Source organism: Brevundimonas staleyi (assembly GCF_041893865.1).
GTDB lineage: Bacteria > Pseudomonadota > Alphaproteobacteria > Caulobacterales > Caulobacteraceae > Brevundimonas > Brevundimonas staleyi.
The window spans coordinates 2,776,924-2,802,866 of record NZ_CP169082.1 but is presented as its reverse complement, the minus strand read 5'-3'; the positions used below and the strand labels follow the sequence as shown (position 1 = coordinate 2,802,866).

Genomic DNA, 25,943 nt, shown 5'->3' with positions numbered 1-25,943 from the left:
CGTGGAACAGGAGAACGCCCGGCTATATTTGATCGAGGTGTTGGGCTTTACAGGACCAAGGCCATGTCGACTTCAGGGAGACGCACCCTCTTCTTGGTCGCCGGACTGATCTTAGGACTTCAGGGGGCGACGCAGCTGTTCGCCTGGACCTACCGGTTCGCAGACGCTCTGGGGGCGGGTCTGCCGATGTCCCCCGACCTGAGATTGTATTGGCCCTGGGAGCTGCTGGTCTGGCGGTTGAGGTTCGGCATGGAGGCCGAGGAGGCCCTGCGCCGCTCCGCCGTCCTGATCCTCATGGGCGGGCTCGGAGGCCTCGGCCTGGGCGTGCTGTTCGAGGGCGACGGGCGGATCCGCCGCATCCGGGGCTGGGGCGGGCCGGCCGATGCCCGGGCCGCGGGGCTGTTCGCCGGGGGCGGGGCGGTGATCGGCCTCCTGGGCGGTCGGCTGCTGGCCACCGCCGACCTGCGTCCCACCCTGGTCACGGGCGGAACCCGCAGCGGCAAGGGACGGGGCCATGTGGTGCCCAGCCTCCTGTCCTGGGGCGGCAGCGTCCTCGTTCATGATCCCAAGCGTGAGCTCTGGGCTCTAACAGCCGGATGGCGCTCGACCTTTTCTCACGTTCTGTATCTCGATCCGCGCGATCCGGCCTCGGCGCGCTGGAACCCCCTGGCGGAGATCCGGCCCGGGCCCGGCGAACTGGCCCAGGTCCAGCGGCTGGTCGCCATCCTGGCCGATCCCGGAGGCGCGCGCGACGACGAGGCCATCTGGGACAAGGCCGCCTCGGAGATCCTCGAGGCGGTGATCCTGCACGTCCTCCACACCGCCGAGGACGCCGACAAGACCCTGCTGACGGTGAGGAGCCTTCTGGCCGACCTCGACGCCTCGGCCGACCGGATGCTCAAGACCCAGCATCGGCTGGGGGCCGACGGCCGGCCCGAGACCCACCCCTTCATCAAGACCGCCGTGACCGGCTATGCGGCCATGCACGACCGCTTCCGCACCTCGGTCCAGGGCACGGCCCGCTCCTATCTCAAATGGCTGGCGGGCGAGGACCTGGAGCGGGTGTTGTCGGGCTCGGACCTGGCGCTCGGCGACCTGATGTGCGCCAAGGTGCCCGTCTCCCTCTATGTCCAGGCCGGTCCGGCCGACGCGGCGGCCCTGCGGCCCCTGATGCGGCTGTTCTTCTATGCGGCGGCCCAGGCCCTCACCACCGAGGCCAGGACCGACGCCTCAGGGAGGCCCAAGCACCACCGGCTGCTGATGGTCATGGACGAGTTTCCCCTGCTGGGACGGCTGGCCTTCTTCGAAAAGAGCCTGCGCCTGATGAGCGGCTATGGGGTCAAGCCCATGCTGGTGGCCCAGTCGCTCAACGATATCGTCGAGACCTATGGGCCGAACAATACATTGCTGGACAATTGTCATGTCTTTACAGCCTTCTCGGCGCTGGATCCTCTCACGCAGGACAAGGTCTCGCGACTGACCGGAACCGTCCTGGAGACCCGGGTCAGCCGCAGCGGACCCGCGGGTCTGGGGGCGGGGCGGTCCTCGATCTCGCGCGGAGAGACCGAACGTCCGCTGCTCGAGCCCGGGGAGGTGCGGGCCCTGCCGGACCACCGCCAGATCGTCTTCGCCGCCGGACGCCGGCCGCTTCTGGCCGACAAGCTCAAATACGACCGGCGCGAGCCGTTCCGCACGCGGGCCGGGGTGTCGGCCCCGGATCAATCGACCGGGCTGGATGCGCCGCCGCCCGCGCCCCACCCCTGGGCGGGGCGGCGCGCGGTGGGCGAGGACGCCGAAGCCACCCTGCCGCTGTTCAAGGAGGTGGCGGCGGTGCTGGACGAAAAGAAGGTCGCCCAGAAGGTGGCAGAGATCTTCGGGAGGGTCACCGAGGAGATGGCCGCGCAGGAGGCGGCCCTCGACCAGCTGCAGGGAGCCCGCCGTGCCAAGGACTAGCCTCAAGGCCCAGCGCGTCCAGGTCTATATCGCCGACCCCAAGATCGCCGCTGCCCTCGCGCGAGAGGCCCGCGCCGGGCGCATCCCCGTCAGCCAGGCCGCCGGCCGGGCCATCGCCCGGGGCTTGCAGGGCGCGCCCCGCGCCGATCCCGACGATCGGCTTCTCAAGCTGGAGATGGGGCTACGCGACCATATGCGGGCCATGGGGCGCGACATGCAGATCGTCCAGGAGCTGGTGGTCGAGCTGGCCCGGGCCTTCTTCAGCCGGCTGCCGGATGTGATCGCCGACGACGATCCAACCTTCAGGGCCTCGGTCGATGTGCGTATCGACCGCCTGCTGGACGACACCGCCGCCCGCATCGTGGCGGGTCGATCGCGCGAGGCGGTCCGCCGGGCGGAAGCCGACCCGGCCTACCGGAGGCTGGACGGATGAGGGCCCATCCCATCGCCGTCGAACGGCGGCTGGAGGCGCTGCGCCATGCCCTTGGCCCCGCCGTCCTCGCCGCGCTCCTGGACCCGGAGGTGGTGGAGATCCTGGCCAACCCGGATGGACGGCTGGTCGTGGACCGGATGGGTCGCGGCCGCGAGGACACCGGCGCGGTGCTGAGCGCCGAGGCGCGGGACCGGGCCATTCGCCTGATCGCCGATCATGTCGGGGAGACGGTCACGCGAGAGGATCCGCGCCTGTCCGGCGTCCTGCCGGGCACCGGCGAGCGTTTCCAGGCCCTGATGCCGCCGGTCGCCGCCGCGCCGGTGTTCTCGATCCGCAAACGGCCGGCGGTCATCTGGACGCTCGACGACTATGTCCGCGACGGGGCGATGAGCGCCGACCAGGCCGGGGCGCTGCGGCAGGCCGCTTCGGCGCGGATGAACCTGCTGATCTCCGGCGGGACGGGCTCGGGCAAGACCACCCTGGCCAATGCGGTCCTGGCCGAACCGACCTTCGCCGGGGATAGGATCTTCCTGATCGAGGACACCCCGGAGCTCCAGTGTGCGGCCTGGGATACGGTGGCGGTCCTGACCCGACGGGCTCCTGTGGCCATCGGGGTGGCCGATCTGGTCCGGACCGCCCTGCGCATGCGCCCCGACCGCATCGTCATCGGCGAGATGCGCGACGGGGCCGCCGCCCTGGAAACCCTCAAGGCCTGGAACACCGGCCATCCCGGCGGCCTGTCGACGATCCACGCCAATGCCGCCGAGGCCGTGCCGCGGCGACTGGAGGATCTGATCGGGGAGGTGGCGGCCCGGCCCTCGATGCGCGCCGTGGGCGAGGCCATCGACCGGATCGTCCATATCGCCCGGACCCCGCAGGGGCGCCGCGTCGAGGCTGTGCTCGCCGTGGAGGCGGGATCGGCCGGCGGGATTCGCCTGGATCGTCTGGCCTGATCGCTGGACTCAGCGGATCGCGTCCAGACGGTCGCCGATCAATCGGATCTGGGCCGCAGAGACGCCGTGCTCGGTGGCCAGCCGCGGCCAGGCGGCCAGGGCGTCGCGGGTCTGTTCGATCAGGGCCTCGACCCGTCGCGGCGACAGCCGGGCCGCCTTGCCGAGCGCCCTCAGGGCCTCGGTCCCGGGGGCCCGGCCCTGGCCCATGATCGTGGTCGACTGTTCGCCGCCGGGGCCGGAGGAGAAGGTGAGATCATAGGCCGGGGCCAGCCGCCATCGACCGTCGTCGGTCATGAGGAAGGCGATGTTCTTGGCGTGGTCGTCGCGGTTGTGGGCCAGCACGTTGAAGGCAGCCAGGCGGACCATGGCCTCCACTTCCCGGATGTCGCGCGTCAGGCCCAGGGTCAGGACGACGAGATCTTCGTAGTCGAGCGCCGGGATCCGATGGTCGCTGTGAAGCAGCCCCGAGACGGTGTGAACGTGCCGCCGGGCGTCGCCGTCCCGATCGAACCGGCGGGTCGCGAAATAGGCCCCGCCGCGCGCAGTCCGCAGCAGGCGGGTCGGGGTCATCGCCAGCCCGGCGGACCGGGCCATCAGCGCATAGACCTGTTCGATGGCACCGGCGTCGGCTCCGTCCTGCTGGGTGGCGAATTTGACCAGCCAGGGCTCATGGCCGTCCGGCAGGCCGGCCTGGCCGTGAGCCAGGCCCCCCGTGCGGGGATCGAAGGCGATCATGGCCTTGGGCCGCGCCCCGGCCGAGGAGCCGTTCAAGGCGATCAGGGCGTCCAGGACCCCCTCCGCATCGCCTTCGAGAACCGCGCGGGACTGGTCCGCCAGTCGGTCCAGATCGATCGGCGCATCCGGCGCGTCCGGGCCCAGATCGGGCTCATAGACCAGCGCCCCCATGCCGCCTGAGCCCACATGGGCCAGGCGATCGAGCGGCGTGGCCTCGCCGGGCAGCAAACCCCGCGCGCGCCGGGCCCGGTCGAACAGAAGCCGGCCCCAGCCGTCGGGCAGGCTGTCGTTAAACAGACCCGGCAGGCCGTCGAACAGCCGGGGATCGAAGGTCAGAAGGCCCGGGCGCAACGGGAGCCGAAGCGGCGACAGCTCGAGTCCGGAGTCGAGGAACTCCGGGCTGTACTCGAAGTACACACGCTGGTCGCGCAGGGCGAGCCGGCCGACGCTGCGCCTGCCGCTGGCAAGGTCGAGCGAAACCTGGATGGCCGTGGTGGCGGTGGCGCTCATGTCCGCCAGCCGCGTTTGCGCGGGGGCGGCGCGGCCTTGAGTACCTCGTCGAGCGTGGAAAACCGGGGGGCGTCCGGTGTCAGGGCGGAGACAAGCGCCTCGAGACCGCCCAGGGCCCCCAGGAGCTTGACCAGGGCCTCCGTGGAGGCGAGCCCGGTCCGCTCGAACTTGCGCAGCGTGCCGAGAGGCACCCCGGACCGCAACGACAGGCCGGCCTGGGTCAGTCCCGCCGCAATCCGCCGGCTGCGGACCGTTTCGCCCAAGGTTAGCAAGGCGCGGTCCGGGGAGATAAGTGATCTCATCGTGTCACTTTACCTCAAATACCACGCCTTAGCGATACGATCGTATCACTTGTTGGAGACGCAGGGTGCTGCGGGCGTCAGGGCTCGGCCAGTTCGCGGGCGATCGCCAGGAGCAGGGTTCGCCGTTCCGGGGTCATCGCCTCGAAGGCGCGCATCAGGGCGGCGGCCCTGCGCGATCGGATCGGTGGCCCTGCGTCGCCCTCGGCGGGAGAGGCCTCTCCGAACAGGCGCTGGGGCGAGAGGTTGAGTTTGGCGAACAGGATGGGATAGGCGGAGGCCGGCACCCGGTTGGTACCGGCCTCGTATTTCTGGATCTGCTGGAAGGTCACGCCGAGCTCGCGGCCGAGATCGGACTGGGACATGCCGGCCTGGAGCCGGGCCTCACGCAGGATCGAACCGACGCTGTGGTCGAAGGCACCGGCCCGGCGTCGGGGCGCGCCAAGAGTCTTGGACGGGGTCATGGGCGCAAGCCTAGCCATAATCGCGCGCTTGTCAGCCCCTGCGTGCGCGCAGTCGGCGCGGCCAGCCCCCCGGAGCCTCGCCGGCCAGCCACCGTTCCCCGACACCGAGGAGCAGGGCATAGAGCCCCAGGATGCCGAAGATCCAGCGCGATCCGACATAGACCCGCATGTCGAGCGTCGGGTCGCCCAGCACGCTTACATGGACCAGCATCAGCAGCACCTGGGCGGCGGCCGCGGCGAGGAGCCACCAGCGGTCGAAGCGCAGGCTCATCCAGAGCAGGACGGCGAGAAGCAGGCCATCATTGGCCGGCAGGACCCACCAGACCCCCAGAGGGGCCAGGAGCCCGCCGGCCAGATAGTTGACGACCAGGGCGAGGACGCAGATCCGCTCGGGCTCGGCCCCCTTCCACCAGGCCACGGCCCAGATGAGGAAGGTCGAGACGAGATAGAAGACGTGAAGGGTCGCACCATCCACCGCGTCACCCCCCTTGAGCGCGCCTAGGCCACGGCCTCGAGCCGGCGACCCGTCGGCCGGGGCACGCTCTCGTCGTCGTCGGGCTTCGGCTCGAACGGTCCGTTCATCCGCCACTCGATTCGCAGGCGCCGGGCATCCTGCTTCATGGCGTGATGGGCCTTAGGCTCAGGACCCATTGATGTGATGCGCTCGATCTGATTCAGCCTCTGCAAGGAGACTGGACATGAGCGACCTTTATTGGCTGACGGACGAGCAGATGGTGCGGCTGCGTCCGCACTTTCCCAAGAGCCACGGCAAGCCCAGGGTTGATGATCGCCGGGTGTTGAGCGGGATCATCTTCGTCAATCGCAACGGGCTACGCTGGCGTGATGCACCGCCGGTCTATGGCCCACACAAGACGCTTTACAATCGCTGGAAGCGGTGGAGTGATGCAGGCGTCTTCATACGGATGATGGAGGGCCTGTCTGGTGGCAAGGCCGAGCGCCGCACGATTATGATCGACGCGACCTATCTCAAAGCGCACCGCACGGCTTCGAGCCTGGGGGTAAAAAAGGGGGTCTCGGGCGGCTCATCGGTCGCACCAAGGGAGGCATGAACACCAAGCTGCACGCCGTGACTGACGCCACTGGACGTCCGATCAGCCTGTTCATGACAGCTGGCCAGGTCAGCGACTACATCGGTGCGGCGGCCCTGCTGGACAGCCTGCCCAAGGCGCAATGGTTGCTGGGCGACCGGGGCTATGACGCAGACTGGTTCAGGGAGGCCTTGCAGGCGAAGGGCATCACACCGTGCATTCCCGGCCGGAAATCCCGCACCGAACCCGTCAAATACGACAAGCGCCGGTACAAAAGCCGCAACCGCATCGAGATCATGTTCGGCAGGCTCAAAGACTGGCGGCGCGTCGCCACCCGCTACGATCGATGCCCGACCGTCTTCCTGTCCGCCGTCGCTCTCGCCGCTACCGTGCTGTTCTGGCTATGAGTCCTGAGCCTAAGGAGCCGTGCACGGGCCTTGACCACCGGACCCTGGGCCTGGGTGATCGCAGCCAGGGCGTCCTGGCCGACCACAGCGGTGATCTGCTGATCGATCCGGCCCGTGGTGAGAAAGGCCGAGAGCTCGTTCAGGGCGGCCAGGGCCAGGTCCAGCTTCTGCTCGGCGTCATAGAGGCGCTGCGCCGCGCCCTGTCCGTATTCGGTTCTGTCCATGCGTCAGGATTCCTCCGCCGAAGGCGGGTGAGAGGGATGGGAGCAGGACGGAGGCTCAGCGGGCCCGGTCGATGGCCTGGGCGGTCCGTTGGCTCTCGTTCATCAGGTCGAGGACCGTTCGCGCGGCCAGGGCCATCACGACGGCCATGGCGGCGATGATGAGGAGGCGAACGAGACCGGCGGGTGGTGGGCGATAGCCGAGACGTGCGCCTGGGCCAGAATCCATCCCAGACACAGCAGCTCGTGGAGCAGATCCTCGCGCGACAGCCGGGGCTGCCGCGCCTGAATCTCCACCAGAAGGCTCTCCAGGACCTCCTCGGTGGCCGAGGTGTGCGACAGCCTGCGCAGCGCCGCCTCCACCTCGTCCCAGCTCCAGTTGGGCAATGCCGTCACCCCGCGACCCATACCGTTCCTCCGTCTTGCCCGAGAACCCAGCCACGGGACCGGCCGCGCCGACTATGGGGTCCTTCGGGGGGGAGGGTACGTTTCGTTCCAGGAGGGCCAGGGCGGCCTTGCGCCGATTGACCCCAAGACGCCGGCAGGCCTCGAAGATATGCTTCTTGACCACGCTTTCGCTGATACCGAGCTCCCAGGCGATCTCCTTGTCGGTCTTGAACGCGGTGAGGCGAAGGCATTCCTCCTGACGTTCGGTGAGAGACGAGGGCATGACGGGGGTCCTGTTTGCGGTGACGCTAGAGGCCTTCCGGCCCGGCCGTCCAGCACCCACGCACCCGGCGGGCTCTTCCACGACGATTGAGTGGGGTTGTCTTGCGCTGAAAAACACCCCTAGGTTTAAACGACAGCTCTGAGGGGATCGCAGATGAAGGCCCGACCGACGAACAGCGAGGTCGCTCGGCTGACGGGTCGCAGACGCGGACCCGATGCCAGCGATCACCTCATCGGAGCCAGGGTGAGGCAGCTTCGATCCGAATGCGGTGTGTCCTCCGAAACCCTGGCCCGTCGTCTGGGCGTGTCGATACAGCAGCTGCAGAAATACGAGACCGGCCAGAACCGGATCGCCGCTTCGCGCCTGTGGGCGATGTCCCAGGCCTTGGGCCAGCCGATCCAGGCCTTTTATCCCCCCGACGCCGGCGCTCCGGTCGAGCGGGTCGAGTCGGACCTGTCTCTGGTGAGCCGGCTACGCGCCCGGGATCGCGCCATGGTTCTCGCGCTGGCCCGGCGCCTCCTTCGGCCCCCGCCGTAACGGCAACCGAACCGGCGGCTTCGAATCCCCGGGGGTATGACCACAACCATAAACTGCTGACCTCTGGCCTCTTCCGCCGTCTTGATGCACCGTCCGGCCGGGAGGAGTCTCATGGGCGATCGGCTGACGCGACGCGAAATCCAGTGCCTGCGCCTCGCCGGTCAGGATCTCGGCAACAAGGCCATAGCCCGCCAGTTGCTCATCTCGCCGTCCACGGTCGAGAACCATCTGACCAGCGCCTATGCCAAGCTCGGGACCTCCGATCGTCGCCAGGCCGCAGAGCGCGTCTTCCGCGACTACCCGGAATTCCCCCAGTCCGCCCCCACCCCCATGGCGGGAACCGCGCCGGGGCCCTCTGCTCCAGAGGCGTCGGGCGACGAGCCCCGCCTGGCCCCGCCCATCGAGAGGGTCCCGACCTGGTTTCTGCCCGCGCCGCCCCGGCCGCTCGGTCACCGTCTCGGGATCATCCTGATGTTTGCGGCTCTGGCGGGGGTCGTCACGACCGGGATCGTGAGCATGGTGGCCAGGGACATGACGCTCCTGGCGTCTGCGGCACCCCCGGCCGCGGTTCTGACGCTGGATTCACCGTCTTCAGCGAGGCCTCAATGACTTCACTCCGCACCGGCGCCCGGATCGCCCGCAAGCTCCAGGACACCGAACATGCCGTCGATCGGGCATTGATCGCCACCAGCGACCTCATCAAGACCCTCATTGAGGGCCGACTGGAGGTGGGCGTTGCCGCCCAGTCCGGCCATGATGCGCTTATCCAGGCCGTGGGCGGCCTCAACGGTCTTTCGATCGTGCGGGGCCAGCTTATCGCGAGCCACGACGAGCTGAAGGCTCTGGCCGAGGCGGCCGGCATTCCGTACCGGATGGAGGGGACGATGGAGCCCAAGGTCCGGCCTACCGGGCGGCTCGCCCTGGTGCCGGACGCGGCCTGAAGGCAGCGGCGGTGACCCCGCTCCAGTGGGGGCTCACCCTGGTGAGTGTCGTCATTCTCGGGCTCATGCTCTGGCGCGGCCGCGAGATCGATCGATGGGCCGCCCTGGCCCTGCTCGGCGCCCAGTTCGCGACCCCCCTGATCGCGCCTCTGACCCACGCCGGGGTCCGGGTCGGGGTCGCCGGGGTCGCGATCGCGCTCGCGGGAGCCCTGATCGCGCTCGCGCTCCGCGGCCGCCGCTGGTGGCTGCTGGCGGCGGCGGGGGTCCAGCTGATTAGCGTGGCGTCCTGGGCCTACCAGATCCTCGATCCGCATGCTCAGGTCTGGGCGGCGGTGACGTTCCGGATCATCGTCTGGATGCAGCTGATGGTCCTGGTTCTGTTTGGCCTGCTGGAGGCTCGGCTGGCTCCCTATGCCCGCCCGCCTGGCCGCTGATGACGGATCCCGCCCCGAGCGCCAGGTTCGATGGCTGGGAGGATGCGGACTGGACCGCCGCCGACCTGCTGGCCCGGATCATGCGACCCCTGGTCGGCGACGCGGCCGAATCCGTCGCGGGCCAACTGCTGGGCCGCTTCGGATCCCTGGCAGCAGTCCTCGCCGCGCCGCGCCAGGAAATCCTGCGCCTCCTGGGCGTCTGGGGCGAGGTCTGCGCGGACGGACTGGGAGAGCTGCACTATATCGTCGTGCGCGTCCTGCGAGACGGCGTCGTCGATCGGCCCCTGCTTGCCACCGACGCCTCGCTCGAGGCCTATCTGAGCGCCAGCCTCGGCCACGCCCCGCGCGAGCAGTTCCGGGTCCTGTTCATGACGGCGCAGCGGACCTTGATCACCGAGGAAATCACCGGCTTGGGTACGATCGACCACGCCCCGGTCTATCCAAGGGAGATTGTCCGGCGAGCGCTTGAACTCGGTGCCGCTGCTCTGATCCTCGTGCACAACCATCCGAGCGGTGATCCCAGGCCGTCTGTGGCCGATCTGGCATTGACTGCCCAGATCGAACGCGCCTGCGCGGTGTTCGACATCGTCGTGATCGATCACCTCATCATCGGCCACGGCCAGATCCATCGCTGGCGACAGGGCCAGGCGGATCCTCTGACGTGCGTGCGAGAGACCCGACGCTCGAGACGCGCTGTCAGAGGCACGGCAGGGTCCGGTTGATCACTCAGTCGCGCGGTTCGGCGGAAGGCCGCTGCTCTTTCGACTTCGGGCCCGGGGTGCTGTCGAGGATGTCGAGCGCCGACCGGGCCTCCGTCACAGCGGCAGCCCACGCCGCCGTATTGCGCTCACCCCCAGCATCAAGGTCAAGGAGCCGCCGGAGCGCCTTCTCGATGTCTCCGGCCTGTCGGGTCAGGGCCGAGTCCTTGGGCGGCGGGGTCCCCATGACGCCCCGCCAGAGGTCGGGCTTGGTCCGGAAGTAGGGGTAGATCGCGCCGACCGTCAGCCCGGCCGCCGCGGCGATCCGCCGGGCGCTGACCTCGTCGTATGGGTGGTCGGTGAACAGCCGACGCGCGGTCTTGGTGATCCGCGCCAGGGTCTCGGCCTTCTGTTCGGCCCGGTTCTTCGGCAAGACATCCTCCCGCGATTGCGGCCGAGATAGTCGCTCCGTTCCGGCTTGGCGAGCGGCCGGTCAGGCCCGCGACGATCGTCGCGACCGGCTCCTGTCCGTGGGCGGGGCCATGACGTCGGGCGCGCCCGGCGCTGTACCCGCAACGCCGCCCGCCGCCGCCACAAGCAGCCGGGCAGCAGCGCGCACGGCGTCCTGCCGAACCTGCTCGTCGGTGGCGGTGCCGCTCTCGCGGCTCACGATGCGCGCGCAGGCCTCGGTCAGGGCCCGGGTCGTCTGTTCGAAGGCGACAGGTCGCCACGCCATGCGGTCGGCCTCCTCGAACAGGGCGGAGATCAGCGCCAGTCGCTGCTCGAGATCAACCGGCGGGATCGGGGCCTGGGCGGCCGGGGATCCGGCCCTGCGGGGAGGCCGGTCCGCAATCGGTCCCTTGGCCGTCCGGTCCAGGGTCCGGAGGGCCAGTCGGGCCTGGTCCCAGGCCTCGTCCCAGGCCGGCGAGCTCGGGGTCTTATCGCGCTGAAGTGCCACCAGCCCGCGCAGGGCGCGTTCGATGCCGCCGGCATGGCGTGTCAGCGGAGTGTCGAGAGGCGGCGGGGTGCCCATGGCCTCGCGCCAAAGCGCGGCCTTGTCCCTGAAATGCCCATAGACCGCGCCGGTCGTCCGACCCGCCTCGGCGGCGATGCGACGGACGCTCACCGCGGGGTAGGGCTCGTGCGAAAAAACCCGGCGTGCGGCCGCGACGATCTCGGCGCGGGTCTGGGCTGTCATCTGCTGACGGTTCATGGGGTCTCGGGTCCGCGCGTCCGGGCTCCTTAGTCGCTCGGGCCGCGGCTGGCGAGCCGAAGCGTCCGGTCGGCGATCCTGGACCAAAGGAGAAAGGAGAGGGCGGTGGCGAGCGCTCCACACGGGAGCGGAGCGCCGGAGGCCGCCATGAGACCCACCCCAGACCGCCGCAGGAAGGAGACCGAAGAGCCTATCGCGAGGGCCGCAGCGCTCGATGATGCGGCCCTGTTGTCCATCCTGCTCGGCTCGCCCGCCGCGGCACCCCCGCAAGACCGACCGGCCCGGGGTCTGCTCGCCCGCTTCGGCAGCCTGGGCGAGGTCCTTGCGGCCCCCGCGCGCGAGCTGCACCGGATCGAAGGGGTGGGGCCGGAGGTCGTCGAACGCCTCGCCCTGACGCGGGAGCTCGGTTTCCGGCTGGCGCGCTCCCGGGCCTTGGCCGACTCCTTGCCGTCGGGCTGGAGTGCGCTGGTCGGCTATGTCCGGACCCGTCTCGCCTCGCTGACGCGCGAACGCTTCCTCGCGCTCTTTCTCGACGCGGATGACCGTCTGGTCGCCGAGGAACTGGTGGCGGAGGGCACGGTGGACCACGCCCCGGTCTATCCCCGGGAGGTCGTGCGCCGGGCGTTGGAAGTGTCCGCGTCGGGCCTGGTGCTCGTCCACAACCATCCCTCCGGCGATCCGGCACCCTCCCGGGCCGATATCGCGGTCACCCGCCTCATCGTCGAGGCGGCGGCGGTATTCGACCTGCGGGTCCATGACCATCTGATCGTCGCGCGCGAGGGCACCGCCAGCTTTCGCGCGCTCGGCCTGATGTGAGGCGGCCATGACCCTTCGCCGCCTCGTCGCTGCGCTGGGCGGCGACCTCTATCAGGGCGGGACGCGCGCCAATGTCCCCGCGCCCGGTCACAGCGCCGCCGACCGCTCCATCTCCCTCGCTCTCGCCGGAGATCGGGTCCTGATCCACGGCTTCGGATCCGTCGACTGGCGCGCCGCGCGCGACGACCTTGCCCGGCGCGGCCTCATCGACGCTGAGGGGCGGCTGACGGGCATCGGCTCTGTCGAAGGGTCGGCACCCCGCCCGGACGCCCGTGTGCGCCTCGCCGTGGCCACGAGACTTTGGGACGAGGGCCACCCCCTTGGTGAGGCTACGCCCGCCGCCCTTCACCTGCACCGGCGTGGCGTGACTTGCGGGGCGAGGGCGCAAAGCCTGCGCCACAATGCGGGCGTGCCTCTGGCAGTCTACCGGGGCGGGACCTCCACTCGCCCGGCGCTGGTGGCGCGGATCAGCGACGGCGAGGACCGGCTGACGGGGGTGGAAGTGACCTATCTGGACCCCGCGGGACGGTTGGCGACGGGCCTGGCGGTGCCCCGCAAGACCGTTGGCCTCGTCCCTGGCGGGGCCGCGGTGCGTCTGGCGGTGCCGGGGGCGTCCATGCTGGTGGGGGAGGGAGTGATGACCACGCTTTCGGCCATGGAGCGGTTCGGTCTTCGGGGCTGGGCCCTGATGAGCGCCCAGAACCTGGCGCGCTGGACACCGCCCGAGACCGTCCGGTCGGTGTTGATCGCTGCCGACCGCGGCGCGGCGGGAGAGACGGCGGCGGAGCGGCTGCGGGCCCGACTGACCGCGGCGGGCCTCGCGGTCGAAGCGATCTGGCCCGATCCGCCCCACGGCGACTGGAACGATGCGGCCCAGGCTGGAGAGGGGAAGGAAGGTTGATGAGGGGTGTCGATGCGGCGGGGATGGCTCCGCCGGTCGGCGGGAGAGACCCTCATGACCGATACCTCCACCCCGACACCGGACGGCGGAACCCGTCCGGCCGTCGTCCTGGATCGCGACGATCGCACCGTCCGGCTCGGCGACCTCGATATCGCGCGGGAGAATCTGCGCTGCGGCGAGCCCCCGGACGAAGAAATCCCCACTCTCGCAGCGACCCTGCGGGCCGCGGGCCAGCTCCAGCCCCTGACAGTGCGTCCGGGCAGGGGACGCAAGGAGGCCGCCTTCATGGCCCTGGACGGTCGCCGTCGCCTGCTGGCCCTGGGCCTGTTGCGCGATGCCGGCGAGATCGACGCCGACTATCCGGTGCGGGTCTTCGTCGAGACCGATCCCGCGCGCCAGGCGGCGGCGGTCCTGCTGACCAATACCGCCGTCCCGGTTCATGTCGCCTACGTCATCGCCGCCATCGGCCGGATGCTGAAGTCACGGCTGACGATCCCGGCGATCGCCCGCGCCCTCGGCTATGCCGAGATCGAGATCAAGCGGCTGTCCGCTCTCGCGGCCCTGCCATCGGCGGCGCTTGTGGCGCTCAAGGCGGGCCGGATGAGCCTCAAACAGGCGCGGCTCCTGGCCCGCCTGCCGGACGCGGCGGAACAGGCCGAGATCGCCGAGGCGGTCGTGGACGGCCATGGCTTCCAGGACTGGCGCATTCTCGAGCGGCTGGACGACGCCCGGGTCACGACGCGCGATCGCCGCTGCGCGCTCGTGGGTCCGGACGCCTACGCCCGGGCGGGAGGGCGCACCGAGAGCGACCTCTTCGGCGAACTGCCCGATGTCCTGCTCGATCCCGATCTCCTGGCCCAGGCCTGGCTGGACCGGGTGCGGGGTCTCGCCGCCGTCTTTGAGGCCGAGGGGCTTGCCGTCCATCTCAGCGCCGGGGCGGAACCGGAGACGCCGGAGGGGCTCGAGGCCCTGGGATGGGTGTATGAGGGCGACCTGTCGTCCGATCTCCGCGCCCGCTATCGCGACCAGCGGGAGCTGTTTCACCAGCGGACCGAGGCGGTGCGGGACGCCCTTGCCACCGAAGCGTCGGTGGATGTGATCGACCGGACGATCGTGGACCGGGTCCACGCCCGCATCGCCCTGGACCAGGCGGGCGCGGGCGATCGACTGGTGACGACCGTCGCCCTCTGGCCGACGGGCGGCGTCGGCGTGGACGTCCGCTGCTACACGCCCGAGGTGCCGGAGATGGACGAGCCCGGCGACGCGGCGGCGGCTGCGGAAAAGGTGCCGGCGACACCGGTCTATGTGCCGCCTTCGGTCGAACCGGCCGAGCCGGAGACGGACGGGGTCAACCACGTCCTTCACGCGCTGCGCACCGAGGTCGCGACCCGCGGCCTCATCCGGGCCCTGGCCGATGACCCAGGCGCGGCCCTGACGGCCATGATCGCCCGGCTCTTCACTGTCCTGGTGCTGAGGACCCGGGTCGCCCGCAGCGACTCGGCGCTCACCCTGGTCGCCAGCGGCTTCGCTCCGACGGGGGGTCGGGTGATCGAGGCCCTGGACGGGGCGGTGCGCCGTCGGCTGGAGGATCGTCACGCCGCCTTCGTAGCTTCGGGTGAGACGGTGATCGCCTGGATCCACGGTCTGCCCCATGGTGAGAAGATGGGTCTCCTGGCCGAGTTGGTCGCCCTCAGCCTGGATGCGCGCGAGACCCGGACAGATCTCGTGCGGCGACCGGCCCGGTCCGAGGCCACCGAGCTCGCCGCCCTGTGCGAGGCCGACATCACCCTGCACTTGACGCCCGATCCGCCCTTCCTCCAGGCCCATTCCAGGGCGCTCCTGACCGGAATGCTCACGACCATGGGGGCCGAGGATCCGCGCGCGGCGGGGCTCAAGAAGACTGAACTCGTCGATTGGGTCGCCGAACAGGCGGCCGAGCGTCGCTGGGCGCCGCCGGACCTGTCCTGGCGCGCCTCGGCTGGGGATGGCGACCCGGGAACGCGGAGCGACGATGAGACAGAGCCGTCGCAGGACGCCGAGGGAGCCGGCGCGTTCGAGATCACCGCGGAGGGGCAGGCCGCGCTCGCCGCCGCGGCGGCCTGATCCCGGGGACGCCGTCCCGCGCCTTGCGGGGCGGCGTTCGTCGTCGGCCGCGAAAGGAGGCGGAAGGGCCGGGCGGGGCGGGCCGGAAGGACCGAGGGGGATGCGCCCCCGCTTCCGGCCACGGAGCCCGATCATGACCCTCTCAGCCCCAAGCGCCGGCCTGGACCTGTTCCCCCGGGCGGCGGCCCCGGACACGCCCGCCAACATCCTCGCGGCCGCGCGCGCCCTGACCCCCTGTCTGGCGCGGTCGCGTCCCCTGGACCGACGTCGGGTGTCGGCCGTGATGACCACCGCCTTCGGCGCGACCGACGCCCAGGGCGCCTGGTGCTGGCGCGACGCCTATGACGCGATCGAGGCGGCGACGGTTCTGCAGATCCGGCGCCTGACGCCTCAGCTCAACCGGCTCGAGGAGACGCCGGCCGCGGTCGCCGGACTGCTGGCCCGGCTGTCCGATCTCGGCTTGACCCACACCCGCCGCAGCGAGGACCAGGTCGCCCGGGATCAGTTCTCCACCCCGCCCCAGTGGGCGGCGCTCCTGGCCCTGGCCGGCGGCATCCGGCCGGGCGACCGGATCCTGGAGCCCTCGGCCGGCACCGGGCTCGTGGCGGTGATCGCCGAGGCCCTCGGCGGCCGATTGACGCTGAACGAGCGCGACGACCACCGGGCGGCGCTTCTGGACGGGCTCTTCCCGTCCACGGCCCCGAGTCGGCTGGACGCCCGGCATCTCCATGATCTCCTCGAAGACGCCGGCACCTTCGATGTCGTCGTGATGAATCCCACATTCTCGGATCTCGCCGCGCATCTGGCGTCGGGGTTGCAGTCCCTTGCCGACGACGGCCGTCTGGCCGCGATCGTGCCGGACTCTGCCCTCAATGATCCCGGCCTTCTGGCGGCGCTGTCCCAGCGCGGCGAGGTCGTCGGACGGATCGGCCTGCCGCCCCGCGCCTTCGCCCGGCACGGCACCTCCGTCGAGACCGGCCTCCTGGTGATGGACCGCCGGGGCGAGGGCGCTGTCCCCGGACGAACCGTCCTCCCGGAGGTGATCGCCGGCGGGGACCTGGCCGAGACCGCGGCCCGGGTCTCGGCCTTGCCGCAGCGGCGGGGGGCCAGGCCGCGTCCGGTGAGCGTCCCGGTCCCCGCCGGCCCGCCGGCTCTCCGCGCCCGGGGGATCGCCCTGCCGTCCGGACGGTTCGGCTTTCTCAGCGGGGCGGCCCCCCTGGCCTACGAGACCCGCGACTGGGGCGGAGAGGGGCGCGATGTGGGCCTCTATCAGGCGCATGCCCTGGCGCGGATCGTCCTCGAGCCGGAGCGTCCCCATCCTTCGCCCCTGGTCGAGTCCGGCCCCATGGCCTCGATCGCGCCGCCCGCGCCGTCCTACCGACCGGTCCTGCCACCGGTGCTGAGGGCCGAGGGGCGGATCTCCGACGCCCAGACCGAGACGGTGATCTATGCCGGCGAGGCGCACGCAGCCTATTTGCCTGGCCGGTGGCGGATCGGGGAGGCGGATCACGAGATCCGTCTGGTGCCGGACATCGAAGTGGATGCCCCGCAGATGCGACGGGGTTTCTTTCTCGGGGACGGCACCGGGTGCGGCAAGGGTCGCCAAATCGCCGCGGTGATCGCCGACAACATGGCCCAGGGCCGTGTCCGGGCCCTGTGGCTGTCGCGCAATGACGCCTTGCTGGAAGACGCGCGTCGCGACTGGGCCGCGATCGGGGGCGGGGCCCACGAGATCCTGCCCCTGTCGCGCTGGAAACAGGGTGAGGCGATCCGGCTTGATCGCGGCATCCTGTTCGCCACCTATGCGACCCTGCGCCAGCCGGCCCGGGGCGAGCGGGCCTCGCGCCTGGACCAGATCGTCGCCTGGCTCGGGGGCGACTTCGACGGGGTCATCGCCTTCGACGAGGCCCACGCCATGGCCAATGCCGCCGGAGGCGGAAAGGGATCGCGCGGGTCGCGCAAGCCATCCCTGCAAGGCAGGGCGGGCCTGGCGCTGCAGAACCGTCTGCCGCAGGCCCGGGTGCTCTATGTTTCGGCGACGGGCGCGACCACGGCCGAGAACCTGGCCTATGCCGCCCGGCTGGGCCTGTGGGGCGGCTCCGAAGCCCCCTTTACCTCCCGCGCGGACTTTCTGGAGGCCATGGATCGCGGCGGGGTGGCCGCCATGGAGCTCGTCGCGCGCGAGCTGAAGGCGCTCGGCCTCTATGTCGCGCGAAGCCTCTCGTTCGAAGGCGTTGAGTACGAACCGCTCGTCCACCCCCTGACGCCGGACGACGGTGCGATCTGGGACGCCTGGGCTGACGCCTTCCAGATCATCCACGCCCATCTCGCCGAGGCGCTGAAGGCCACGGGCGTCAGCGATGACGAAGGCCGGCCGAAGAGCGCGATGGCCGCCGGGGCGGCCCTATCCGCCTTCGAGGGGGCCAAGCTGCGCTTTTTCGGCCATCTCCTGGCGGGGCTGAAGGCCCCCAGACTGGTCGCCGCGATCCGCGAGGATCTCGGCCAGAACCGGTCGGCCGTGGTCCAGATCGTCTCGACCAATGAGGCGGTGATGGAACGGCGCCTTGCCTCCGTGCCGCCCGAGGAATGGAACAATCTGTCCATCGACCTGACGCCTCGGGAGTATGTGCTCGACTATCTTCGCGAGGCCTTCCCTGTCCATCTGATGGAGGCGATCGAGGATGGGGAGGGCGGGGTGACCCTGGTCCCGGTCATGGTCGACGGCCGTCCGGCCGTCAGCCGCGAGGCGGTCGAACGACGCGCCTTCCTGATCGCGCGCATGGCGGGCCTGCCCGCCGTGCCCGGGGTACTCGACGCCCTTCTGGAGGCCTTCGGCACGGACGGGGTGGCCGAGATCACCGGGAGGAGCCGTCGGGTGGTGGTGCGAGACGGCCGCCGGATCGTCGAGCGGCGGGGTAGCTCGGCCGCGCGCGCCGAGACCGACGCCTTCATGTCCGGGCGCAAGCGGGTGCTGGTCTTCTCCGACGCCGGCGGAACCGGCCGCAGCTATCACGCCGATCTGTCGGCCGCGAACCGTCAACGCCGTGTCCACTATCTGGTGGAACCCGGCTGGCGGGCCGACGCCGCCATCCAGGGGCTGGGCCGGAGCCACCGGACCCACCAGGCTTGCCCGCCCCTGTTCCGGCCGGTCACCACCGACATCCAGGGCGAAAAGCGGTTCATCTCCACCATTGCGCGCCGGCTCGACACCCTTGGGGCCCTGACCCGGGGCGAGCGGCGCACGGCGGGGGCAGGCCTGTTCCGGGCCGAGGACAATCTGGAGAGCCCCTGGGCCCGTCGAGCTCTTCTGGTCTTCTACGGTGCGCTGGCCTTCGGAGACCTGCCGGCGATGACGCTGGAGACCTTTTCGACCCGCACAGGGCTGAACCTTCTGGACGCCGACGGCGGTCTGAAGCCCACCGATGCCCTGCCGCCGATCCCCACCTTCCTCAACCGGCTCCTGGCGCTACGGATCGCCGACCAGAACGCCCTGTTCGCCGCGTTTGACGACATCCTCTCGGGCTTGCTGGAGCGGGCGGCCGCGTCCGGCGAGCTGGACCGGGGGCTGGAGGACATCGAGGCCGAGGAGCTGGACGTTCTGTCCGAAGAGACCATCCGGACGGACCCTACGACCGCGGCCCGCACCGATCTGGTAACCTTCGCGCTCCGGGTCCGCCGCAACCTCCTCGGCGCGGACGCGGCCCTCGCCCTGGCCCTGAGCCGGGATGGAGCCTTCACCTTCGCGATCAATGAGCGATCGGGGCGAGCGGCGCTCGTCGAGCTTGGTCTGACGACCGCCAGCGACACCGATCGCCTGGTCAGCGCCGTTCGGCTGGTCCGGCCCGACGACCGCCAACTGATGCCGGACAAGGCCTTCGCCGAATCCTCCTGGCGCGAGGCGACGGCCGAGCACTGGCGGCGGGCATGGGAGGCGGAGGTCGCCCACACGGACCCCTGGCGATCGCGGGAGCTGACCCTGGCGACCGGCCTGCTGCTGCCGATCTGGGGTCGTCTGCCGGCGCGGGGCTGTTCGGTGCGCCGCGTCAGGGCCCCGGACGGACGGCGCTGGCTCGGGCGGGTGCTCGATCCGGTCCAGGCCCAGTCGCTCAAGGCCGCGCTCGGCCTGACCGATGTGGCGACGGTCTGGTCGGATGGAGGGCGGACCACGACCGCCCTGGTCGAGAACGGCGTCCAGCTCTCGCTCGAGGGCGGGCTGTGGCTGAAGCGGGCCCGGGTGATGGACCGCTGGCGGATCGAAGTGGTGGGCGGACGGACCGACCGCGACGCCTTGGTGGCTCTCGGATGTTTCGTCGAGATCATCGCCTTCACGCCCCGGGTCTTCATCCCCGTCGATCAGCCGGAGGTGGTGCAGGCCGTTCTGCGGCGGCATCCAGTCCAGACGGTGCTTGAGGGTCTCGCGGCCTGAGGCCTGCCGGGCGGGGCGAAAGGCCCCGTCCGGTGGAGGGCGGGGAAAGGGCCCTGTCGGACGAGGCGGGATGAGGGGGAACCGCTCCCTTGGCGCCTCGGATCCACAGGAGACTGACATGCAATTCATGGTGTTTACCGGCCGGCTCGCGGCCGACCCCCAGGTCAGCGACGACTTCGCCAAGGCGGTGTTCCGGCTGATCGAAAAGCGCGGCGTGGACGGGGCCGGCAAGGACCGGCTTGTCGGCGTCAACTGCGTCAGCTGGTCCAGGGGCCTCAACGAAAAGGTGATCGCCCCCGGCCTCGCCCTGGGCTGCGAGGCGATCGTCACCGGCACCTTCGTCGACACGACCTATACGGCCCGCGACGGCACCGAACGGGCCGCCAAGGAACTGGTGGTCGGACGGCTGACCGTCCTCGACTGGGCCGCGAACCGCGACGCGGAAACCGGAGCGCCCGTCGCCGATCGCGCGGCGGCCTGAGACCCCATACCCCTCATCTCAAGGAGACTGATCATGCAGACCCTCATCCTCGAAGGCTATCTGGCCGCCGATCCCTCAATCCTCTCCGCCGAGGGCTCGGGCCGCAAGCGCGCGAGCTTCCGCGTTCTGGAGTCCGCCCGGTTCCGACGGGCGGATGGCACGACCGGTGAGCGCACCACCGGCTTCAACTGCATCTGCTTCAGCGAGGCGACCGCCGAAAAATACATCCAGCCCTTCGCGCGCAAGGGCACCCGCGTCGTCATCCAGGGACATGTCGAAAACGACAGCTGGACTGGCCGGGACAATGTTGAACACTACGACCTGCGGGTGGTGGTGGACGACATCCGGCTGAAGAACCGCCAAACGCCCCGAAAGGCGGCAGACACCGAGGATCCCCAAGTCGAGGAGCCGGCGGGCACCTACGATCTGAACGACGACATTCCCTTCTGATCGGTCCCGAGCCTGATCGGCCCCGCGCGACAGCGCGGGGCCGTTTTCCTGGCCGGAGACGAGAGGAAGGGCGGTGAGGGGCGAGCCGATCGGGCTCGATCGAGAGGACCTCATCCCATGACATCCGATTCCAGGACCGACACCCGAACACACGTGCTCACAGTGTCCCGCAGCGCCTGTCGCTGGCCGATCGGCGAACCCGGTCATCCTGACTTCGCCGTGTGTGGAGGTGCACGCGTTCGCGGAGCCTATTGCGACTGTCATGGGGCGATCGCCTACCGGCGGCCCCGCGAGACCGCGAACTCGCTGGAGCGGCTGGCAAGCCTGGTCTGAGGCTTGAGACGCGACGAGGCAATCCTGGCCCATGACGGCGGCGGGGCGCCGTCGGCTCGCCGACGCCGACGGACCCGAAGATCGGTGTCCGGCTGTTCGCCTCGGCGCAGCGGCGCCGACCGGTGTCCTCGCCCCGAAGCGGGCGAGGACCTGCCCCCACACAACGCCCTCCGATCTTGTCACGGCACCCCGGAAGTCAACGGCTGCGCCGTTCCCCTCCGAAGCCCGCAAGGGCGGCCTCCTCCGGTGACTGCCGGGGGCCCCGCCGTGGCCAAGACCGGGGTCGTTGCGCTTGGGGCGCACGGCGATTCTTCATCTCAAGGAATGATCTCATGACCGGCTTCAGCCATCCCTTCACCGCATCCGCTTCCCACAAGAGCGACTCCGCCTTCGACGACCTGACCGCCTCGCTGGGCGATCCGCGTTCTCATCCCACCGAAGAGGCCCTGGTCCAGCTCGGGCGTGTCCTCATGACCGAGCTGGTGGATGTCATCAGCGACACCGCGCTGGAGGACTATCGCATCGTTCTCGGAGAGGCCCTCATCGGTGCCTTCCACTCGGCGGCGGGACGGATCGAACGAGAGGCGGACCGGGCGCGCGATGCGATGCGATCGCTCGACCGCGACTTCGACGGCTCCGAGGCGGCCGACACCGAACTCCAGGAGGCGACGGCCAAGGCCCGGACGGGTGATGTGGCCACCCAGGCCTGCGAACGGATCCGGGACGCGGCCGCCGAGACCTGGACGGTTGCGACCGGGGAAGTCTGGACCGCCTGGCGCGGCTCACGGCGGGGCACCCATCTGACGGCAGCTCAGCTGGAGGCCAAACAGGCCATCCGGGCCATCCGCCGGAGACGAGCGGGAGAGGCCGATCCGGGCGGGCCCGTGATCGCCTTCCGGGGCGCGCCGATGGCTGACAGCGCCGAGGACGCCGGGCGGATCTTCGACGCCCTGAACTGGGCTCGCCAGCAATGGCCAGACATGGCGCTCGCCACCACCGGGGCCAAGGGCTCCGAAAAGCTGGCCATCAAATGGGCCCAGCAGAAGGGGGTGACCCTGATCCTGGCCCGGGCGGATTTCGACACCCACGGCAAGGCGGCTCCCTTCCGGGCGAACGACGAGCTGATCGCGCTCGAGCCGACGGTTTGCCTCACCCTGGTTCATTCGGTGGATCGGGAGCGAGCCGATCAACGGCCGTTTGGGCCGGCGCTCAACCTCGGGCAGAAGGCCCTTGAGAACGGGCTGCGGCACGTCGCCATCAAGGCACGGGCCGCCTGACCGCCTTCTTCTGAAACGTCGTAGACCCGCTCGGCTTCGGCCGGGCGGGTTTTTCGCGTTTGGCCATCCGGGCGGCGGTGATTGGCCTGTATTGATCTGGATTGATCGCGTCTCGGAATCGTTAGGAAGGCAAGATAAAAGGTGGGTTCTTTGCTTCCTGGTTAGCCCCTAGATTCAGCGGCTTGGAGGCCCTCGTCCGGATTTTCGCAAGTCGTGGTGAGTTGCTTCCGTTCTGCTGGATGGGGATGGTGCCGTGCTGCTGCGTGAGGCCATGGAGGAACGGCTTACGACCAGTCCGGAACAAGTGCCCTCCAAAGCAGGAAGCGTCCGACTTCCGCAGACGCTGAAGGGCGACAGTGCGAGCGCGCGTCTCGCCCTTCTGCAGCGTCTCGCCGCGTCGCGCCTGTTTTCACGCGGTGATCGTTCCGGGGTTCTCAGGTCCGCCCAGGTCCGGTCCGGTCGGCCCTTTCGACTGGATGTGCGTCAGGCCGTCATCGTCAAGGCGCTCGTCTCACGACATACCGGCCGGGGTGTCGACCGGGCGGCGGGCTTGAGCCGTCACATCGTCTATCTGGGACGAGCCGGCGCGGGTCAGGAGGGAAGCCGGCCGGAGTTCTTCGACCGCGATCAGGACGCCATCGATCCCACCGGCTTACCTGCCGCCTGGGTAGAGGACCGCCATCACTTCAGACTGATCATCTCGCCGGAGCATGGGGACCGGATCGACGACCTTAAAGGCTATGTGCGTGACGTGATGGGCCGCGTAGCCGCCGACCTGGGTCAGCCCGATCTGACCTGGATGGCGACCTGCCATTTCGATACCGAGAAGCCCCACGCCCATGTGCTGGTCCGAGGGCGCAAGGCTGACGGCAGGGATCTCGTCATTCCGCGTGACTATATCGCGTACGGCATCCGTGGTCGTGCCCAGGAGGCGGCCCAGGAACGTCTGGGCGATCTCACAAGGGGAGAGGCGGAAAGGCGCATCTGGAGGCAGACGCAAGCGGACCGGTTCACCGGACTTGATCGGCGGCTTTTAGAAGCCGTAGACACGCATGCCGAGGTGACCGACGGGGTCGGGACCGGACCCTGGCACGCCCTTTCGAGGGGACGCCTTAGACATCTGGAGCGGCTTGGTCTCGCGACGCCCATCGCACGTGGGTATCGGTTGCACCCCGACCTCGAACCGACGCTCAGGCGACTGCAACTGGACAAGGACATGATCCGCACAATGCACGAGCGTCGCATGGCAGGCAGTCGAGACGTCCGCGCCCTTGGAAGCCAGCCGGTCACCGGGCGCGTGGTTCGCAGCGGACATCATGACGAGCTCGGTTCCGCGCCCTTTGTGATCGTCCGCGATGTGGCCGGTGTTGAGCACTATGCGCGCATTCGAGCCTCGGGCTCCCGGCCGGAGGTTGGTCAGGAGATTCAGCTTGAGGCCACTCAATCCGGGGTGATTCTCCACCGGAATGCCGGACGCAATCGTGGCGCGGCCCTCTGACTTGTGAAGCCCGGCCTTCCCGGCCATGGCGAGCAGGTCTCAAACCTTACCAAGTGAAACCGCGCGAAATGGCCTGCAGGCGCAAAAAATACGGCGGGTTGATTGGTGGGTTGGCCGGAAAATCCCCGAAAAATTCAATGAAATCAAGGGGTCTGGCGGAGACGGAGGGATTCGAACCCTCGGTACCGGTTACCCGGTACGACGATTTAGCAAACCGTTGCCTTCAGCCACTCGGCCACGTCTCCGGCAGGCAGGCTCGATAGCGGAGCCCGCGCCGGGGCGCAATGCGCCGAATGCACAGATTGTCGTTTGTCGCCCTGCGACCCGTCGCCCGGTTTCCCCGACGTGATCTTGTGAGCCGGGGCGGGGAGGGATAGGCATTCGGCTCCACCGTCTTAGGGAGACGACACCATGGCCGATCTGGCTCAAGTCACCGAACACATCCGCGGCGCCGTGGGCGACAACTCCGGTCTGGGCAAGACCGTGAAGATCGACCTGGGCGATGTGGGCAAGATCTTCATCGACGGCGCCTCGGTTCCGAACACCGTCACCAACGACGACAAGCCCGCCGACGCCACGGTCTCGATCAACTGGGACGACTTCATGGCTCTGTCGCAGGGTCAGCTGGACCCGATGATGGCCTTCATGCAGGGCAAGCTGAAGATCGCCGGCGACATGATGATCGCCCAGAAGCTGGCCCCGCTGCTGAAGCGCTAGTGGTCTGCTGACAAAAGTTATAGGTCACGACGGCGCGGTCCCCTAGGATCGCGCCGTTCGCATATCGGGGAAGGAAAACGACCATGGACTTCAAACACTCTGACAAGGCCCTGCATTGGCAGGAGCGGATCAATCGCTTCCTCGCCGACAAGGTCGCGCCGCGCACGGCCGACTACTGGGCGGACATCCACCGCGACCACACGGTCCAGTCCCCGACCATGGAGGCCCTGAAGGCCGAGGCGCGCGACGCAGGGCTCTGGAACATGTTCCTGCCGGGCGATCACGGCGCGGGCCTGACCAATCTGGAATACGCCCCGCTGGCCGAGGCCATGGGCCGGGCGGGCCTGTGGACGCCGGAGGTGTTCAACTGCAACGCCCCCGACACCGGCAATATGGAGGTGCTCCATATGTACGGGAACGCGGCCCAGCAGGAACGCTGGCTGAAGCCCCTGATGGCCGGGACCCTGCGCTCCGCCTTCCTGATGACCGAGCCGGCCGTCGCGTCTTCCGACGCCACCAACATCCAGACCTCGATCGTCCGCGAGGGCGATGAGTATGTGATCAACGGCCGCAAATGGTGGTCGACCAACATGGGCCATCCGAACGTCGGCATCTCCATCGTCATGGGCAAGACCGACACGGGCGCCGCCACCCACCAGCAGCAGTCCCAGATCCTGGTCCCCACCGACACCCCCGGCTTCCGCGTCGAGCGCATGCTGACCGTGTTCGGCTATGACGAGCGCCCGATCGGCCACGCCGAGGTCGTGCTGGAGAACGTCCGCGTCCCGGTCGAGAACCTGATCGCGGGCGAGGGGCGGGGCTTCGAGATCGCGCAGGGGCGCCTCGGGCCGGGCCGTATCCACCACTGCATGCGCGTGATCGGCGCGGCGGAACGGGCGCTGGAGCTGATGTGCGAGCGTCTGCTGAACCGCACCGCCTTCCGCAAGCAGCTGGCCGAGCATTCGGTGTGGGAACAGCGGGTCGGCGAAGCCCGCACCAATATCGAGATGTGCCGCCTGATGGTGCTGAAGGCCGCCTGGATGATCGATCAGGCGGGCGCCAAGAACGCCAAGTCCGAAATCGCCCAGATCAAGGTCGCGGCCCCCCGCATGGCGCTGCAGATCATCGACGACGCCATCCAGGCCTTCGGCGGCGCCGGCGTCTCGGGCGATACGCCCCTGGCCGAGATGTACGGCACGGTCCGGACCCTGCGTCTGGCCGACGGTCCGGACGAGGTCCACAACCGCACCATCGCCCGGCTGGAATACGCCAAGCACGGCGGCAAGCCGGTTCGCTGAGGCCCCCCTCTTCGCCCCCGCGCATCGTCGCGGGGGCGAAGACCGCGCTGCGCTTGACCGTGGCCTGCTGACACCCTGTGTCAGCAGTTGGACACAGTCCTCTTGCGGGCAACGAAACCAGAACAG

The 25,943-nt window shown here is 69.7% G+C and carries 29 protein-coding genes, 1 tRNA gene and 1 pseudogene; 20 read left to right on the top strand and 11 right to left on the bottom strand.

The features are described 5' to 3' along the window. The first annotated feature begins 63 nt into the window (after window positions 1–63). From ACETK8_RS14370 to trbB, 3 genes are read left to right on the top strand one after another with little or no spacing between them, the layout of a single operon-like run. Window positions 64–1,953: a type IV secretory system conjugative DNA transfer family protein gene (locus ACETK8_RS14370; RefSeq protein ID WP_374036516.1), complete on the top strand. Its 1,890-nt coding sequence runs from the start codon at window positions 64–66 to the stop codon at window positions 1,951–1,953. Next, entirely contained in the window at window positions 1,940–2,386 is a 447-nt protein-coding gene (locus ACETK8_RS14365; protein WP_374036515.1) for a hypothetical protein, read from the top strand. The genes ACETK8_RS14370 and ACETK8_RS14365 overlap by 14 nt, the downstream gene beginning before the upstream one ends. After that, complete coding sequence (trbB, locus tag ACETK8_RS14360; RefSeq protein WP_374036514.1) at window positions 2,383–3,339, top strand: P-type conjugative transfer ATPase TrbB; 957 nt, start codon at window positions 2,383–2,385, stop codon at window positions 3,337–3,339. The genes ACETK8_RS14365 and trbB overlap by 4 nt, the downstream gene beginning before the upstream one ends. Before the next feature lie 9 nt (window positions 3,340–3,348). Here trbB and ACETK8_RS14355 read toward each other — a convergent pair whose 3' ends face one another. From ACETK8_RS14355 to ACETK8_RS14335, 5 genes are all read right to left on the bottom strand, one after another. Continuing rightward, the gene (locus ACETK8_RS14355; protein ID WP_374036513.1) at window positions 3,349–4,584 is read right to left on the bottom strand and encodes a type II toxin-antitoxin system HipA family toxin; all 1,236 of its coding nucleotides are present in this window, start codon (window positions 4,582–4,584) and stop codon (window positions 3,349–3,351) included. Continuing rightward, entirely contained in the window at window positions 4,581–4,886 is a 306-nt protein-coding gene (locus tag ACETK8_RS14350) for a helix-turn-helix domain-containing protein (protein ID WP_374036512.1), read from the bottom strand. Before ACETK8_RS14350 ends, ACETK8_RS14355 begins: the two co-directional genes overlap by 4 nt. 77 nt (window positions 4,887–4,963) lie before the next feature. Continuing rightward, a complete protein-coding gene (locus tag ACETK8_RS14345; protein WP_374036511.1) occupies window positions 4,964–5,347 on the bottom strand; it encodes a helix-turn-helix domain-containing protein in 384 nt (127 codons plus the stop codon). 31 nt (window positions 5,348–5,378) lie between these two features. Then, on the bottom strand, window positions 5,379–5,822 hold the full coding sequence (locus ACETK8_RS14340) for a hypothetical protein (RefSeq protein ID WP_374036510.1): 444 nt from the start codon (window positions 5,820–5,822) through the stop codon (window positions 5,379–5,381). 23 nt (window positions 5,823–5,845) lie between these two features. Further along, window positions 5,846–5,968, bottom strand: a complete 123-nt coding sequence (locus tag ACETK8_RS14335) for a hypothetical protein (protein WP_374036509.1) — start codon at window positions 5,966–5,968, stop codon at window positions 5,846–5,848. 77 nt (window positions 5,969–6,045) lie between these two features. Here ACETK8_RS14335 and ACETK8_RS14330 point away from each other — a divergent pair. Beyond that, window positions 6,046–6,803, top strand: a protein-coding gene (locus tag ACETK8_RS14330; protein WP_191554345.1) for an IS5 family transposase whose coding sequence is annotated in 2 segments (ribosomal slippage) — window positions 6,046–6,367 and window positions 6,367–6,803 — 759 coding nt in all. Because the reading frame shifts where the segments join, the coding sequence is not laid out codon by codon here. Here ACETK8_RS14330 and ACETK8_RS14325 read toward each other — a convergent pair. From ACETK8_RS14325 to ACETK8_RS14315, 3 genes and pseudogenes are all read right to left on the bottom strand, one after another. After that, the gene (locus ACETK8_RS14325; RefSeq protein WP_374036508.1) at window positions 6,734–7,027 is read right to left on the bottom strand and encodes a hypothetical protein; all 294 of its coding nucleotides are present in this window, start codon (window positions 7,025–7,027) and stop codon (window positions 6,734–6,736) included. The two genes, ACETK8_RS14330 and ACETK8_RS14325, sit on opposite strands and share 70 nt — an antisense overlap. Window positions 7,028–7,162: 135 nt before the next feature. Then, window positions 7,163–7,432 carry a hypothetical protein gene (locus tag ACETK8_RS14320; RefSeq protein WP_374039456.1) on the bottom strand — a complete coding sequence of 90 codons (270 nt, stop codon included), beginning with the start codon at window positions 7,430–7,432 and terminating at the stop codon, window positions 7,163–7,165. A gap of 160 nt (window positions 7,433–7,592) precedes the next feature. After that, window positions 7,593–7,694: pseudogene (locus ACETK8_RS14315) on the bottom strand (hypothetical protein); the annotation flags it as partial. Between the two features lie 270 nt (window positions 7,695–7,964). On the opposite strand from ACETK8_RS14315, the gene ACETK8_RS14310 reads away from it, so the two are divergent. The 5 genes from ACETK8_RS14310 to ACETK8_RS14290 all read left to right on the top strand — a co-directional run bounded on the left by ACETK8_RS14310 (window position 7,965) and on the right by ACETK8_RS14290 (window position 10,328). Beyond that, window positions 7,965–8,231 carry a helix-turn-helix domain-containing protein gene (locus ACETK8_RS14310; RefSeq protein ID WP_374036507.1) on the top strand — a complete coding sequence of 89 codons (267 nt, stop codon included), beginning with the start codon at window positions 7,965–7,967 and terminating at the stop codon, window positions 8,229–8,231. 111 nt (window positions 8,232–8,342) lie between these two features. Further along, complete coding sequence (locus ACETK8_RS14305) at window positions 8,343–8,840, top strand: helix-turn-helix domain-containing protein (protein ID WP_374036506.1); 498 nt, start codon at window positions 8,343–8,345, stop codon at window positions 8,838–8,840. Further along, window positions 8,837–9,172: a hypothetical protein gene (locus tag ACETK8_RS14300; protein ID WP_374036505.1), complete on the top strand. Its 336-nt coding sequence runs from the start codon at window positions 8,837–8,839 to the stop codon at window positions 9,170–9,172. The genes ACETK8_RS14305 and ACETK8_RS14300 overlap by 4 nt, the downstream gene beginning before the upstream one ends. Window positions 9,173–9,183: 11 nt before the next feature. Next, complete coding sequence (locus ACETK8_RS14295) at window positions 9,184–9,606, top strand: hypothetical protein (RefSeq protein WP_374036504.1); 423 nt, start codon at window positions 9,184–9,186, stop codon at window positions 9,604–9,606. Then, the gene (locus ACETK8_RS14290) at window positions 9,606–10,328 is read left to right on the top strand and encodes a JAB domain-containing protein (RefSeq protein ID WP_374036503.1); all 723 of its coding nucleotides are present in this window, start codon (window positions 9,606–9,608) and stop codon (window positions 10,326–10,328) included. The genes ACETK8_RS14295 and ACETK8_RS14290 overlap by 1 nt, the downstream gene beginning before the upstream one ends. Before the next feature lie 4 nt (window positions 10,329–10,332). Here ACETK8_RS14290 and ACETK8_RS14285 read toward each other — a convergent pair whose 3' ends face one another. Together ACETK8_RS14285 and ACETK8_RS14280 are read right to left on the bottom strand one after the other, a co-directional pair. Beyond that, entirely contained in the window at window positions 10,333–10,737 is a 405-nt protein-coding gene (locus tag ACETK8_RS14285) for a TetR/AcrR family transcriptional regulator (RefSeq protein ID WP_374036502.1), read from the bottom strand. 60 nt (window positions 10,738–10,797) lie between these two features. Beyond that, the gene (locus ACETK8_RS14280) at window positions 10,798–11,517 is read right to left on the bottom strand and encodes a helix-turn-helix domain-containing protein (protein WP_374036501.1); all 720 of its coding nucleotides are present in this window, start codon (window positions 11,515–11,517) and stop codon (window positions 10,798–10,800) included. A 228-nt stretch (window positions 11,518–11,745) separates the two neighbouring features. Here ACETK8_RS14280 and ACETK8_RS14275 point away from each other — a divergent pair, with 228 nt between their 5' ends. The 9 genes from ACETK8_RS14275 to ACETK8_RS14235 all read left to right on the top strand — a co-directional run bounded on the left by ACETK8_RS14275 (window position 11,746) and on the right by ACETK8_RS14235 (window position 23,802). After that, complete coding sequence (locus tag ACETK8_RS14275) at window positions 11,746–12,333, top strand: JAB domain-containing protein (protein WP_374036500.1); 588 nt, start codon at window positions 11,746–11,748, stop codon at window positions 12,331–12,333. Between the two features lie 7 nt (window positions 12,334–12,340). Continuing rightward, window positions 12,341–13,234: a toprim domain-containing protein gene (locus ACETK8_RS14270; RefSeq protein WP_374036499.1), complete on the top strand. Its 894-nt coding sequence runs from the start codon at window positions 12,341–12,343 to the stop codon at window positions 13,232–13,234. 54 nt (window positions 13,235–13,288) lie between these two features. Then, window positions 13,289–15,337 (top strand): ParB N-terminal domain-containing protein, encoded by a 2,049-nt coding sequence (locus tag ACETK8_RS14265; RefSeq protein WP_374036498.1) that lies wholly within the window; start codon window positions 13,289–13,291, stop codon window positions 15,335–15,337. Window positions 15,338–15,470: 133 nt separating this feature from the next. Further along, window positions 15,471–19,763: a strawberry notch-like NTP hydrolase domain-containing protein gene (locus ACETK8_RS14260; RefSeq protein ID WP_374036497.1), complete on the top strand. Its 4,293-nt coding sequence runs from the start codon at window positions 15,471–15,473 to the stop codon at window positions 19,761–19,763. Between the two features lie 118 nt (window positions 19,764–19,881). Continuing rightward, window positions 19,882–20,244 carry a single-stranded DNA-binding protein gene (locus ACETK8_RS14255; protein WP_374036496.1) on the top strand — a complete coding sequence of 121 codons (363 nt, stop codon included), beginning with the start codon at window positions 19,882–19,884 and terminating at the stop codon, window positions 20,242–20,244. A 33-nt stretch (window positions 20,245–20,277) separates the two neighbouring features. After that, complete coding sequence (locus tag ACETK8_RS14250) at window positions 20,278–20,694, top strand: single-stranded DNA-binding protein (RefSeq protein ID WP_374036495.1); 417 nt, start codon at window positions 20,278–20,280, stop codon at window positions 20,692–20,694. Window positions 20,695–20,811: 117 nt separating this feature from the next. Continuing rightward, window positions 20,812–21,027, top strand: coding sequence for a GcrA family cell cycle regulator (locus ACETK8_RS14245; protein WP_374036494.1), 216 nt, complete (start codon window positions 20,812–20,814; stop codon window positions 21,025–21,027). Between the two features lie 332 nt (window positions 21,028–21,359). Beyond that, window positions 21,360–22,304: a DUF2493 domain-containing protein gene (locus ACETK8_RS14240; RefSeq protein WP_374036493.1), complete on the top strand. Its 945-nt coding sequence runs from the start codon at window positions 21,360–21,362 to the stop codon at window positions 22,302–22,304. A 253-nt stretch (window positions 22,305–22,557) separates the two neighbouring features. Further along, a complete protein-coding gene (locus tag ACETK8_RS14235; protein WP_374036492.1) occupies window positions 22,558–23,802 on the top strand; it encodes a DUF3363 domain-containing protein in 1,245 nt (414 codons plus the stop codon). A gap of 153 nt (window positions 23,803–23,955) precedes the next feature. Here the strand turns inward: ACETK8_RS14235 and ACETK8_RS14230 are convergent. Continuing rightward, window positions 23,956–24,047 (bottom strand) — tRNA-Ser (locus tag ACETK8_RS14230). Window positions 24,048–24,213: 166 nt separating this feature from the next. Here ACETK8_RS14230 and ACETK8_RS14225 point away from each other — a divergent pair. Continuing rightward, window positions 24,214–24,519 carry an SCP2 sterol-binding domain-containing protein gene (locus ACETK8_RS14225; protein ID WP_374036491.1) on the top strand — a complete coding sequence of 102 codons (306 nt, stop codon included), beginning with the start codon at window positions 24,214–24,216 and terminating at the stop codon, window positions 24,517–24,519. An 83-nt stretch (window positions 24,520–24,602) separates the two neighbouring features. After that, window positions 24,603–25,817: an acyl-CoA dehydrogenase family protein gene (locus tag ACETK8_RS14220; protein ID WP_374036490.1), complete on the top strand. Its 1,215-nt coding sequence runs from the start codon at window positions 24,603–24,605 to the stop codon at window positions 25,815–25,817. The last annotated feature ends 126 nt before the right edge of the window (window positions 25,818–25,943 follow it).

Bases quoted from the DNA above. Each gene is read 5' to 3' on its own strand.
- ACETK8_RS14370 (WP_374036516.1), top strand. From the start codon at position 64: ATGTCGACTTCAGGGAGACGCACCCTCTTCTTGGTCGCCGGACTGATC.
- trbB (WP_374036514.1), top strand. From the start codon at position 2,383: ATGAGGGCCCATCCCATCGCCGTCGAACGGCGGCTGGAGGCGCTGCGC.
- ACETK8_RS14355 (WP_374036513.1), bottom strand. From the start codon at position 4,584: ATGAGCGCCACCGCCACCACGGCCATCCAGGTTTCGCTCGACCTTGCC.
- ACETK8_RS14350 (WP_374036512.1), bottom strand. From the start codon at position 4,886: ATGAGATCACTTATCTCCCCGGACCGCGCCTTGCTAACCTTGGGCGAA.
- ACETK8_RS14345 (WP_374036511.1), bottom strand. From the start codon at position 5,347: ATGACCCCGTCCAAGACTCTTGGCGCGCCCCGACGCCGGGCCGGTGCC.
- ACETK8_RS14335 (WP_374036509.1), bottom strand. From the start codon at position 5,968: ATGAAGCAGGATGCCCGGCGCCTGCGAATCGAGTGGCGGATGAACGGA.
- ACETK8_RS14325 (WP_374036508.1), bottom strand. From the start codon at position 7,027: ATGGACAGAACCGAATACGGACAGGGCGCGGCGCAGCGCCTCTATGAC.
- ACETK8_RS14320 (WP_374039456.1), bottom strand. From the start codon at position 7,432: ATGGGTCGCGGGGTGACGGCATTGCCCAACTGGAGCTGGGACGAGGTG.
- ACETK8_RS14305 (WP_374036506.1), top strand. From the start codon at position 8,343: ATGGGCGATCGGCTGACGCGACGCGAAATCCAGTGCCTGCGCCTCGCC.
- ACETK8_RS14300 (WP_374036505.1), top strand. From the start codon at position 8,837: ATGACTTCACTCCGCACCGGCGCCCGGATCGCCCGCAAGCTCCAGGAC.
- ACETK8_RS14290 (WP_374036503.1), top strand. From the start codon at position 9,606: ATGACGGATCCCGCCCCGAGCGCCAGGTTCGATGGCTGGGAGGATGCG.
- ACETK8_RS14280 (WP_374036501.1), bottom strand. From the start codon at position 11,517: ATGAACCGTCAGCAGATGACAGCCCAGACCCGCGCCGAGATCGTCGCG.
- ACETK8_RS14270 (WP_374036499.1), top strand. From the start codon at position 12,341: ATGACCCTTCGCCGCCTCGTCGCTGCGCTGGGCGGCGACCTCTATCAG.
- ACETK8_RS14265 (WP_374036498.1), top strand. From the start codon at position 13,289: ATGACCGATACCTCCACCCCGACACCGGACGGCGGAACCCGTCCGGCC.
- ACETK8_RS14260 (WP_374036497.1), top strand. From the start codon at position 15,471: ATGACCCTCTCAGCCCCAAGCGCCGGCCTGGACCTGTTCCCCCGGGCG.
- ACETK8_RS14255 (WP_374036496.1), top strand. From the start codon at position 19,882: ATGCAATTCATGGTGTTTACCGGCCGGCTCGCGGCCGACCCCCAGGTC.
- ACETK8_RS14250 (WP_374036495.1), top strand. From the start codon at position 20,278: ATGCAGACCCTCATCCTCGAAGGCTATCTGGCCGCCGATCCCTCAATC.
- ACETK8_RS14245 (WP_374036494.1), top strand. From the start codon at position 20,812: ATGACATCCGATTCCAGGACCGACACCCGAACACACGTGCTCACAGTG.
- ACETK8_RS14240 (WP_374036493.1), top strand. From the start codon at position 21,360: ATGACCGGCTTCAGCCATCCCTTCACCGCATCCGCTTCCCACAAGAGC.
- ACETK8_RS14225 (WP_374036491.1), top strand. From the start codon at position 24,214: ATGGCCGATCTGGCTCAAGTCACCGAACACATCCGCGGCGCCGTGGGC.
- ACETK8_RS14220 (WP_374036490.1), top strand. From the start codon at position 24,603: ATGGACTTCAAACACTCTGACAAGGCCCTGCATTGGCAGGAGCGGATC.